We start from the raw sequence: 10837 nt of genomic DNA on the forward strand, positions 1-10837 counted from the left end.
CCGGCTGGTGCGAGCCCAGAGCCGTCATGAGGGACGTATGGCAATTACAGCACCAGGGACCTGGCGTGTCCGCCAAACGCGAAAAATGCACTGAGTGGGAAGTTAGTAAATGGTACTGGTGCGACCCCTACCTAGACGGACCGTTTGTGAACAGTTACTCACTGTCCTGACCAACGGATGCCGAAGGTCTCGCGTTACGCCCAACGCGTTAAGGTCACTCTCCGTGGACGCCATCGACCTGAGCCTCGTCGACCTGCTGCGCGGCAACGCCCGTCTGTCGTACGCCGAGCTGGCCCGGCAGGTGGGCCTCTCCGCCCCGGCCGTGCACGAACGCGTCGGCAAGCTGGAGAGCAGCGGCGTCGTGTTGGGCTACCGGGCGGACGTGGCGCCCGAGGCGATCGGGCTGGGCGTCACCGCGCTCATCGGCATCGTCGAGGACTCCGGCGCGGACTCCGACGACATGCTGGAGTCGCTGCGGGTGCTGCCCGAGATCGAGTCCTGCTACTTCATGGCGGGTGTCGAGTCGTTCCTGCTCAAGGCCAGGGTCGGCACGATCGCCGAGCTGGAACAGCTCATCGTGCGGCTGAACCGGACACCCGGTGTCGCCTCGACCCGTACCGCCATCGCCCTCTCCACCAAGTGGGAGAACCGCCCGCAGCCGGTCGGTCCGCAGCCCGCCTGACCTGGTTGCTAGGTTTCCGAGCGTGACTCATCTCGACCGGTGCGACGAGGCCAGCCGTAGCTGGGTGACCGAGGCGATCGCCACTGTCGAGGCGGACGCGAACCGCTCGGCCGACACCCACCTCCTGCCCTTTCCGCTGCCCCGGGCCTGGGGAATCGACCTCTACCTCAAGGACGAGTCGTCGCACCCGACCGGCTCGCTGAAGCACCGGCTGGCCCGCTCACTGTTCCTCTACGGCCTCTGCAACGGGTGGATCGGGCCGCACACCACGATCGTCGAGGCGTCCTCGGGTTCCACGGCGGTCTCCGAGGCGTACTTCGCGCGCATGCTCGGACTGCCGTTCATCGCCGTGATGCCCGCGTCCACCTCGCCCGAGAAGATCGTGCAGATCGAGTTCCAGGGCGGCCGGTGCCATCTGGTGGACGACCCGGCCGGTGTCGTCGTCGAGGCCCGCTGGCTGGCCGAGGACTCCGGCGGCCACTTCATGGACCAGTTCACGTACGCCGAGCGGGCCACCGACTGGCGGGGCAACAACAACATCGCCGAGTCGATCTACGCCCAGTTGGAGCTGGAACGGCACCCCATCCCGGCCTGGATCGTGGTCGGTGCCGGCACCGGCGGCACCAGCGCCACCATCGGCCGGTACGCCCGCTACCGCCGCCTGTCCACCAAGCTCTGCGTCGTGGACCCGGACAACTCCGCCTTCTATCCCGCCTGGGTGGCCGCGGACTGGTCCGTACGCACCGGCAAGGGCTCCCGCATCGAGGGAATCGGCCGTCCCACCGTCGAGGCGTCCTTCCTGCCCTCGGTCGTGGACCGGATGGTCCAGGTGCCGGACGCGGCCTCGCTGGCCGCCATGCGCGCCGGCTCGGCGGTGCTCGGCCGTCGGGTGGGCGGCTCCACCGGCACCAACCTGTGGGGCGCGTTCGGCCTCATCGCCGACATGCTGGCCGAGGGTCGGACCGGCTCGGTGGTCAGCCTGATCTGTGACGCGGGCGACCGGTACGCCGACACGTACTACTCCGACGACTGGGTGGCCGCCCAGGGCCTGGACCTGGCCGCTCACACCGCCACCGTCGAGCGCTTCCTGACCAGCGGGGCCTGGCCCGCCTGAGCGGGTGTGACCTCAGCGCGGGTCGATCCGTTCGGCCAGGCCGGGATAGCGCACCACGTACCCGTCGGCGTCCAGGTCGATGTCGGCCGTGAACGTGCCGCTGGCGAACCGGACCCGGCCGGGCCCCAGCGCCGTGTAGATCTGCTCGGCCGGCACCACCTCCAGGCCGGGCAGCAGCACCCACGCCACGGTGATCCGGCGCGGCATGTCGGCCGGCCCACCGGTCAGCCCGAGCCGGCGTACCGGGAGGGCGTTGAACAGCGGCGAACCGCTCAGGTCGACGTCGAGCGCGTCGGCCAGGCGATCCGGGTCGTCGGTGCCGGGAAGACCGGCCCGGGGGTGTCCGGCCGCGATCAGCGCCGCGTCCAGGTCGCCCTGCTCGGCGGTGGTCACCCGCCACCGGGACGTGGCCCGTTCCAGGGTCACCCGGCGAAGCCAACCTGATCCCTCGACCTCGACCTCGACGCGGGCGGTGCTCCGGTCGGGCGCTGTCGTCAGCCGATAGCGGGCGGTGAACGGAATCGGATCGACGGCGAGAAGTGTGCCCCGCGCCGTCAACGTGTCGCCGTCGTCGAGCAGGGCCTGCTCGCTGCCAGCGGTGTCCGTCCGGGACCAGAAGATCGACTTGCTCATGGTCGCCATGCGCCGGACGTTACGCGACCCGCGCGTCATCGGCAGGGCATGCGCGAACGCCGCCGCGGAGCACATGCTCCGCGACGGCGTTCCGGGTCGATCAGTGGACCACCGAATCAGTGGGTACGCGCCGGCGGCCGCCCGCCGAAGCCCCGTCGGTCGTCACGCGGCCGGTCGTCACGCGGCCGGTCGTCACGCGGCCGGTCGTCCCCACCGCGGCCCTCGGAACGGTAGCCGCCCCGAGTGTCCCGGTCCGCGAAGCGCCGGTCACCCCGGTCGGCCTGCGGCCGGTCGCCGTAGCGCCGCTCGCCCTGGGGGCGGTCGCCGTACTGCCGGTCATCCTGCGGACGGTCGGCGTAACGGCGCTCACCGGTCGGTCGGTCCCCGTAGCGCGGACGGTCGCCCTGCGGCCGGTCGCTGTAACGCCGCTCGCCAGCCGGTCGGTCACCCCGGTCGGTCTGCGGCCGGTCGCCGTAGCGCCGTTCCCCGGTGGGCCGGTCGCCGTAACCCCGACTGTCCCGGTCGCCGTACTGCCGGTCACCCTGCGGCCGGTCGCCATAGCGTCGCTCGCCGGTGGGCCGGTCGCTGTACCGACGCTCGCCCTGCGGGCGGTCGCCGTAGCGTCGCTCGCCGGACGGCCGGTCGCCGAACCGGCGCGGGCCGCCGGAGCGGTCGTCGAACCGTCGCCCGCCGCGGTCACCGAACCCGCGGGGCTCCGCCTCGACGCGCACCGGGACGCCACTGGGCTCACGGGCACCGATCAGCTCGGCCAGCACCGGGTCGCCGACCCGGACGCGGGTCTCGGCCGGTGCCACGCCGGCCTTCTCCAGCATCGCGAGGGTGGTGCGGCGCTGCTTGGGCAGCACCAGCGTGGCGACCGCGCCGGACTCGCCCGCCCGGGCCGTGCGACCGGCGCGGTGCAGGTAGTCCTTCGGGTCCTTCGGCGGGTCGACGTGCAGCACCAGGGTGACGCCGTCGACGTGGATGCCCCGGGCCGCCACATCCGTGGCGACCAGGACGTTCATCCGACCCTCGCGGAACTCGGCCAGGGTCTTGGTCCGCATCCGCTGGGTCTTGCCGCCGTGCAGCCCGCCGGCCCGTACACCGACCGCGGCCAGCTGCTCGACCAGCCGGTCGACGCCCATCTGCGTACGCGCGAAGACCATGGTCCGCCCGTCCCGAGCCGCGATCGAGGCGGCCACCGGGAACTTGTCGTGCGGCGGGATCAGCAGCATGTGGTGGTCCATGGTGGACACCGAGGCGGTCGACGGCGCGGTGGAGTGCGTCACCGGGTCGTTCATGAAGCGCTTGACCAGCGAGTCGACGTCGCCGTCGAGAGTGGCGGAGAAGAGCAGCCGCTGACTGCCGGCCGGCGTCTTCGACAGCAGCTCGGTCACCTCTGGCAGGAAGCCCATGTCGGCCATCTGGTCGGCCTCGTCGAGCACTGTGATCTCGACGTCGTCGAGCTGGCAGACGCCGCGCTCGATCAGGTCGCCGAGCCGGCCCGGGGTGGCCACGATGATCTCCACGCCGCGCCGGAGCGCGTCGATCTGACGGTCGTACGGAACGCCGCCGACGGTGGTCTTCAGGAACACGTTGAGCGACTTGCCCAACGGCAGGAGCGCGTCGTTGACCTGCATGGCCAGTTCGCGCGTCGGTACGAGGACCAGGGCGCGCGGTCGCAGGGGCCGCGCCGGACGTCCGGCAGCGACCCGGGCCAGCAGGGGAAGGCCGAAGGCGAGGGTCTTGCCCGACCCGGTCTGCCCACGACCGAGCACGTCCCGGCCGGCGAGGGCGTCCGGAACGGTTGCCTGCTGGATCGGGAAGGGAGTGGCGATGCCCTGTCGGGCCAGCGCGCGAACCAACGGCTCGGGCAGGCCCAGATCGGCGAAGCCGATCGTCTCGGCGGTCTCGGCCGGGGCGGCGTCGGACGTCTCGGGGGCGTCGATCGCCGCCGGGGCGGAATCGAAAACGGACGGAACGGTGCTGTGGTCAGCAGAGGTGGTCAACAAATGCCTTTCGAGCGGGGCGCATCTTCGCGATGGCCTGCCGCGGCTGTGCCGCCGGATCGCCCGCAAGATCGCCCATGGGCGCGCACAGGCGCGCCAGGTCAGTGATCCCAACCAGTGTACGGCGGTTCGGCGGAGCCGCCAGTCGGTTGACCGACCGTAGTGGGCGGACTCACCATCGCAACCGGCCGACGGGTCAGCCGTTGAGCACGCTGCCCATCAGACCGTCCAGGGCATTGTTGGCGAGGAGGACGACCAGCACGCTGATCCCGATCAGGAGCCCCAACGCGGCGATCAGGACGATCACCACGCGGGTGTTCCGGGACCTTTCGGCCGGGGTGTCCGCCCAGCCCTGAGCGAGGATGTGCCCGGTCAGCGAGCCGGAGTTCTCCACCGCCGCGTTGGGCGGCAGGGCGATCGTGGTGTAGCCCGGGCCGTCGCCGCCGGCGTAGACCGTGCCCGACAGGCCGGTGCCACCAGCCCGGCTGCCGGCGCGACTGCCAGCCACCGTGTCCCGCCGTTCGGGGCCGCCAGGCGGCGTGGTCGTCCGGTGGTCCGTACCGCCGGTCAGTGGGGTGGTGGTGGACGGGGGCCAGGTCGGCAGCGCGGGCGCGGGCACCACCGGAGGGGCGGTCGAGGCGCTGCCCGGCGCTGGCGGTGCGACATCCGACGTCCGCTGGGTGGCGGTCGGGGGAGAGAAGGACGCACCGGAGGTTCGCGGTGCCGCGTCCGTCGCGGACGGCCAACCGGACGGCGGTGCCGAGACCGAGGCGGCGGCCCACCCCTGCGGGTCGGCCGACGTGCTGCGGGCGTACCCGTCGGAGTCGGCCCGCACCGACGACGCGGCGGTCCATCCGGCGGAGTTGGCCGGCGGCGCGGAGACCGACGCGCTGGCCCGTACGCCCGGCGTGCCGATCGTCGCCGGAGGCGGCGGGAACGGTGGTGCCGGCATCGGGCCGGGCGGCGGCGGTGGCGCGGGCACCGGCGGGCCGGGCGGCGGCATCGGCGGCCCGGGGACCGGTGGCGTCGGGGGTCCGGGGACAGGCGGCAGCGGCGAGGGTGGTGGCAGGGGCGGCCCGGGCACGGGTGGTACCGGGTCCGGTGGCGGCGTGGGGAAGGGGCTCGGCGTCGGCGCCGGACCAGGCGGGTACGGCCCTGGGCTCGGCGCGGGCTCCGGCTCGCCCGGCCCGGGCGGCGTCGGCTCCGGGGTCGGCGGCGCGGGTGGCTGCGTCGGCTCCGGGGGCTGTGCCGGCTCGGGCGGTTCGGGACTCACCGGTCCCGACCGGTAGACGGCCGACGTGCTGGCCCGGGACTCCGGCGTGGCCTCGTCGCCGGCCGCGACCCGGCTGCTGCCGGGCACCGTGGCACTGGCTCGCGCCGAGGCCGAGGCGCTGGTCGAGGCCGGAACGCTGGCGCTGGCGGTCGAGCCGTCCCGCTGCGCGGGCAGCGTGCTGGCCGAGCCGGTCGCACGGTAGGTGGTCGCGGTGGCCGGAGCGCTCGCCGGGAGATCATCGGGGCGTGCCGGGGCTGTCACGACGCTGGCCCGCGCCCGGACCGGAGCGGCCGCCGAGTCGGCGACGGCGTCCTCCAGCTGCGCGGCGTCCGCTCCCGTCTGCGGCGTGGAGGCGGCCTTGTCCGTCGCGGCGTCGCTGGGCGCGGTGTCCGGCGCGGCGGCGTCGGCTGACGCGGTGTCCGTGCCGGCGCGGGACTGCTCGGCGCGGGACTGTGCGGCGCTGGATTGCGCGGCGCTGGACTGTGCGGCGCCGGGGGCAACGGCCGCCGAGCCGGTATCGGCACCGGTCGCCGGATCCGAGGTCGTCAGCCTCGGCGCGTCGGCCCGGTCGACGTCACGGTCGACACCCTCCGCCGGATCTTTCTGCTCGGCCATCTCCGCCCTCCGCGCCACGCTCGCACCCGGTCCGTGACATCGGACCGGGTGTGCCTGGTTGTCACCGTGCCACAGATCGTCCCAGGCGGACAGCCGGAGCCCGGGTGGCGGATCAGCGTCCCGCGCTCGGGCTGTCGCTGCTCGTCCCGCTCCGACTGGTGGACGGCGTGGTCCCCGCGGATGCCGACGAGCTGGCCGGTGCCGTGGTCGGCGGCGTCGGCAGCGTCGTCGGCGTGTTGGTCGGGTTGCCCGTCGGAGTTGGCGAGGTGCCGCCGGTCGGCTTCGGCGTAGCGGTCGGCTTCGGTGTGCCGGTGGGCGTCGGCGTACCCGTTCCCGTCGGCGGGGGCGTCGGCTTCGTGGTCGGCTTGCCGGTGGGGCTCGGCTTGGGGGTGGGCGTCGGCTTCGCGGGCGGCGTCGGCTTGGTGGTGGCGGGCGGCGGCACGGGCGGGAGCGGCACGTTCGGAGTGGGCACCGCGCCGATCACCCGGGTCACGGCGTAGAGCCGGGACCAGCCGACCACCGAGATCTTGACCACGTCACCGGTGGTGGGCGCCTGCACCATCTTGCCGTTGCCGATGTACATGGCGACGTGGTGGATCGTGGTCCAGCTGCTGCCGGAGGCAAAGAACAGCAGGTCGCCGGGGAGCGCCTCGGTCGGCCGCACGGTGCGTGCCCGGGTGGCGGCGTACTGGTCGCGGGAGACCCGGGGCAGGTCGAAGTAGTCGGCGCCCGGGGACCGGTACGCGGCCCACATCAGGCCCGAACAGTCGAACTCGTTCGGCCCCTCCTCGGACCACTTGTAGGGGTCACCGAGTTGGGCGAGCGCGTACCGGACCGCAGCCAGCGCCCGCGGGTGCGCGGACACCCCGCTGCTGCTCTGGCCGGCGACGTAGCCCGATCCGAACTGCTGATCGGCGGCCTCCTGCTGGCGTTCGAGCGCGATCAGCTGGGTGGCGTTGTCCCTGCGGAGCTTGAGCAGGCTGGCCTCGGCGGTCTGCAGCGCCTTCGCACCGGTGGTGAACTCCGCCTCGGCGGCGTCGACGGCGGCCTTGGCCGCCGTGTGTGCCTGGTAGGCGGACTGCTCGGTGGCGCGGGCCCGAGCCAGCTCGCCGGTCACGGCGGTGCTGGCGCCCTCGACCTTCTCGCCCCGGTTAATCCGCTGGAGCCGGCTCAACCCCTGGATGTCGTCGACGAAGTCACCCGGGGGCAGGGCGGCGGCTGCCTTCACCGCGTCCGAGGCTGCGGCGTCGGCTGCCTGCTGGGCACGGAGGAGGGCGTCCTGCGTGGCCGCCAGCACCTTGCCCGCAGCGACGAGCTGCGCCTGCGCGTCGGTCCGTTTCTGACGGGTCAGCAGTAGTTGGTCGCCGAGCAGGCCGACCTGGCTTTCGGCGGCGGCGATCTGGGCGGCCAGCGGGCCGCTGCCAAGGTTGACCACCGGCGGTGCCAGGACGCCAGCGCCAGGCGGGTTGCCGGGCACCTGCGGGGCGCCGATGGCCGGCGGGCGCGCACCGGTGTCCGGCACCGTCGCGGGCACTGTCGGCTCGGCGTACGCGGGAGTGGCCAGTACCGCGGCGGCGATCGCGCCGAGCAGGGCGGCCCAGAGCTTCGGGCGCAGCACCGGCGAGATCACCGGGCTCCGTCGTCGCTGCCGTCGCCCGCGCCCGCTGTCGACCATTCCGCTCCCCGTCCGGTGCTCGTCGCCGCGCTCGGTGGGCGCGGCCGTCGGGACGGTACCAGTGTGTGAGTTCCGCCCCACCTTGTCTTACCGCACGACGGCAGTGATGTCGATGCATCGGCCGGTTACGGGAGGCTGAGAGTCCGGTGAAGTGGGTCGCTGTCGCGGACCGTGCCGCCGGGGTCACCGGAGGGCCGACGTACCCTCGGGAGGACCGCAGGTGGAAGGGACGTGCCATGGACGCCGGACTCAAGCGTGAGCTCGAAGCGAAGGTGTACGCCGGTGAGCGGCTGACCCGGGAGGACGGCATCGCCCTCTACGACAGCGACGACCTGACCTGGTTGGGGCGGCTGGCGCACCACCGGCGCACCGAGTTGAACGGTGAGCGGGTGATGTTCAACGTCAACCGGCACCTCAACCTGACCAACGTCTGCTCGGCGTCCTGTGCGTACTGCTCGTTCCAGCGCAAGCCGGGCGAGAAGGACGCGTACACGATGCGCATCGACGAGGCGGTCCGCAAGGCCAAGGAGATGGAGGACGAGCAGCTCACCGAGCTGCACATCGTCAACGGTCTGCACCCGACGCTGCCCTGGCGCTACTACCCCAAGGTGCTGCGCGAGCTGAAGGCCGCCCTGCCGAACGTCAAGCTCAAGTGCTTCACGGCGACCGAGGTGCAGTGGTTCGAGAAGATCAGTGGCCTGAGCGCCGACGAGATCCTCGACGAGCTGATGGACGCGGGCCTGGAGTCACTGACGGGTGGCGGCGCGGAGATCTTCGACTGGGAGGTCCGGCAGCACATCGTCGACCACAACTGCCACTGGGAGGACTGGTCGCGCATCCACGCCCTGGCGCACAGCAAGGGCATGAAGACCCCCGCGACCATGCTGTACGGCCACATCGAGGAGCCCCGGCACCGCGTCGACCACGTGCTGCGCCTGCGCGAGTTGCAGGACGAGACAGGCGGTTTCGCGGTCTTCATCCCGCTGCGCTACCAGCACGACTTCGTGGACTCGGCGGACGGCAAGATCCGTAACCGGATCCAGGCGCGGACGACGATGGCCTCGCCGGCCGAGTCGCTGAAGACGTTCGCGGTGTCCCGGCTGCTCTTCGACAACGTGCCGCACCTGAAGAACTTCTGGGTGATGCACGGCCTCTCGGTGGCACAGCTCTCGCTGAACTTCGGCGTGGACGACCTGGACGGCTCGGTGGTCGAATACAAGATCACCCACGACGCCGACTCGTACGGCACCCCGAACACCATGCACCGGGACGACCTGCTGCACCTCATCTGGGACGCCGGTTTCCAGCCGGTCGAGCGGGACACCCGTTACAACGTCGTCCGGGAGTACGACAAGGCGCCGTCGCTGGCCGAGCGCCGCGCCGAGCCGCAGCAGGTCTGGGCCTGAGGCACCACGTACCCTCGCAGTCGATGACCGAGCAACGTGGTGCCGAGCAGCAGGGCAGCTTCCCCCGGCGGGACGCCGAGGGGCGCGTCCGTACGCTGGGCGACCTGCTCGGGGTGTGCCTGGCCGGCCTGGTCATCGGCGTGCTGGCGCTCGTGCTGTTCGAGTGGGCGTTCTCCTCGTTCGGCGCCGGCGACTTCGGGCACACCAACGGTTGGTTGGCGGTGATCCTGCCGGCCTGGCTGTTCTGGGACGACTTCCGGGCCTGGGGGTTCGGTGCGGCCCGGGTGGTGGCGGCGCTCGTCGCGGCGGCTGTCGGGGTGCTCGTGGGGCTGTTGGTCGCCGGCCTGGGCGCCGGGCTGCCGCTACTGCTGTCCGGCGCGTTGGCGGCGGCGGCGTTCACCGTGGCGTACGCGGCGATCTGGTTCCCCGGCGTCCGTTGGCTGGCCCGCCGGACCGGCTGAATGACCCGCCCACGGGCGCGGAGAACGGAGAATAGACGTGAGCGCGGCGCTCAAGTACACACTGGGCCGGATCGGGCTGTTCGTCGCCGTACTGGCGGCCCTCTGGCTGGTCGACGTGGACGTCTTCCTGAAGCTGATCCTGGCGCTGGCGTTCTCCGCCGCGCTCTCCTTCTTCCTGCTGCGCGGCTGGCGTGACGAGATGGCCCAGGAAATGGCCGAGGCCACGGAACGGCGTAAGGCGGAGAAGGAACGCCTCCGCGCGGCTCTGGCCGGCGAGGACCAGCAGTCCGGCGAAGACCAGCAGTCCGACGAGAGCGAGCGGCGGCAGCCGTAGGTCCCGCGGACGCGCCCTGCCGCAGGGCCTGTCGAAACGGGGCAGCGGGACCGGCTTCCGGCCGTTAGGGTCTCCCGCCGTGGAAATTTTCAACAAGATCAACGACTGGCGGACCAAGGTGTTCGTCTGGATCGGTCTGCCCGTCATCGCCGGCATCGGGCTGATGCTGGGCGTTGGTGACCTCGGACCGGCTTGGCAGGCCAAGGGCGGCGGCGGTACGACCGGCACCTTCACGGCCGTCTCCGAGGAATGCTCCCGCCGGAACTGCACCTGGCACGGCGACTTCGTGGCCGACAGCGGGGCCAAGCGAACGGACGTGATCCTCTACGACGCCCCGGACGCCCTGTCGACGGGGGAGACGGCCGCCGCACGGGACACGGGCGCGCGTAAGGGCGTCTTCTCCACCGCCGGCGGCTCCACCTGGCTGCTCGTCACCGGTCTGACCCTCGCCGGTGTGGTGGCCGGGATCGCCTGGGTGCTCTTCATCGTCTGGACGATCCGCCGCCGCCGCGAGCAAAAGACCGAGAACGACACCTTCGCCAACGCGCTCAACCAGCAGTAACCCCCCGCCCCCCGCCCCCCGCCCCCACCCCCGCCCCCCTCCCCCTCCGCCTCCCCCTGAGAACCGAGCGCTG

The 10837-nt window shown here is 72.4% G+C and carries 10 protein-coding genes; 6 read left to right on the forward strand and 4 right to left on the reverse strand.

The window, feature by feature from the left end; translation table 11 throughout:
* The first annotated feature begins 223 nt into the window (after positions 1–223).
* Both ABZV06_RS21925 and ABZV06_RS21930 read left to right on the forward strand, forming a co-directional pair.
* Positions 224–682, forward strand: a complete 459-nt coding sequence (locus ABZV06_RS21925) for an Lrp/AsnC family transcriptional regulator (RefSeq protein WP_355247954.1) — start codon at positions 224–226, stop codon at positions 680–682.
* Between the two features lie 22 nt (positions 683–704).
* Positions 705–1796: a PLP-dependent cysteine synthase family protein gene (locus tag ABZV06_RS21930; protein WP_355623714.1), complete on the forward strand. Its 1092-nt coding sequence runs from the start codon at positions 705–707 to the stop codon at positions 1794–1796.
* Positions 1797–1808: 12 nt separating this feature from the next.
* On the opposite strand, the gene ABZV06_RS21935 is transcribed toward ABZV06_RS21930, so the two are convergent.
* The 4 genes from ABZV06_RS21935 to ABZV06_RS21950 form a co-directional block, all read right to left on the reverse strand.
* Positions 1809–2429: a putative glycolipid-binding domain-containing protein gene (locus ABZV06_RS21935; protein ID WP_355247982.1), complete on the reverse strand. Its 621-nt coding sequence runs from the start codon at positions 2427–2429 to the stop codon at positions 1809–1811.
* 116 nt (positions 2430–2545) lie between these two features.
* Entirely contained in the window at positions 2546–4378 is a 1833-nt protein-coding gene (locus ABZV06_RS21940) for a DEAD/DEAH box helicase (RefSeq protein ID WP_355623738.1), read from the reverse strand.
* A 256-nt stretch (positions 4379–4634) separates the two neighbouring features.
* On the reverse strand, positions 4635–6326 hold the full coding sequence (locus tag ABZV06_RS21945; protein WP_355623717.1) for a hypothetical protein: 1692 nt from the start codon (positions 6324–6326) through the stop codon (positions 4635–4637).
* A gap of 112 nt (positions 6327–6438) precedes the next feature.
* The gene (locus ABZV06_RS21950; protein ID WP_355623720.1) at positions 6439–8001 is read right to left on the reverse strand and encodes a C40 family peptidase; all 1563 of its coding nucleotides are present in this window, start codon (positions 7999–8001) and stop codon (positions 6439–6441) included.
* A 236-nt stretch (positions 8002–8237) separates the two neighbouring features.
* Between ABZV06_RS21950 and mqnE the strand changes: the two genes are divergently transcribed.
* From mqnE to ABZV06_RS21970, 4 genes are all read left to right on the forward strand, one after another.
* Positions 8238–9407 (forward strand): aminofutalosine synthase MqnE, encoded by a 1170-nt coding sequence (gene mqnE, locus ABZV06_RS21955; RefSeq protein WP_355247966.1) that lies wholly within the window; start codon positions 8238–8240, stop codon positions 9405–9407.
* 23 nt (positions 9408–9430) lie between these two features.
* Positions 9431–9868 carry a hypothetical protein gene (locus tag ABZV06_RS21960; RefSeq protein ID WP_355623723.1) on the forward strand — a complete coding sequence of 146 codons (438 nt, stop codon included), beginning with the start codon at positions 9431–9433 and terminating at the stop codon, positions 9866–9868.
* 37 nt (positions 9869–9905) lie between these two features.
* Positions 9906–10202: a DUF4229 domain-containing protein gene (locus tag ABZV06_RS21965; protein WP_355623726.1), complete on the forward strand. Its 297-nt coding sequence runs from the start codon at positions 9906–9908 to the stop codon at positions 10200–10202.
* A gap of 79 nt (positions 10203–10281) precedes the next feature.
* Complete coding sequence (locus ABZV06_RS21970) at positions 10282–10764, forward strand: hypothetical protein (RefSeq protein WP_355247974.1); 483 nt, start codon at positions 10282–10284, stop codon at positions 10762–10764.
* Positions 10765–10837 lie beyond the last annotated feature (73 nt).

It is taken from the genome of Micromonospora sp. NPDC005172, from assembly GCF_040608555.1.
Taxonomy (GTDB): Bacteria; Actinomycetota; Actinomycetes; order Mycobacteriales; family Micromonosporaceae; genus Micromonospora.

Coding starts and splice junctions, on each gene's coding strand:
- mqnE (WP_355247966.1), top strand. CDS start 8,238: ATGGACGCCGGACTCAAGCGTGAGCTCGAAGCGAAGGTGTACGCCGGT.
- ABZV06_RS21935 (WP_355247982.1), bottom strand. CDS start 2,429: ATGAGCAAGTCGATCTTCTGGTCCCGGACGGACACCGCTGGCAGCGAG.
- ABZV06_RS21950 (WP_355623720.1), bottom strand. CDS start 8,001: ATGGTCGACAGCGGGCGCGGGCGACGGCAGCGACGACGGAGCCCGGTG.
- ABZV06_RS21960 (WP_355623723.1), top strand. CDS start 9,431: ATGACCGAGCAACGTGGTGCCGAGCAGCAGGGCAGCTTCCCCCGGCGG.
- ABZV06_RS21945 (WP_355623717.1), bottom strand. CDS start 6,326: ATGGCCGAGCAGAAAGATCCGGCGGAGGGTGTCGACCGTGACGTCGAC.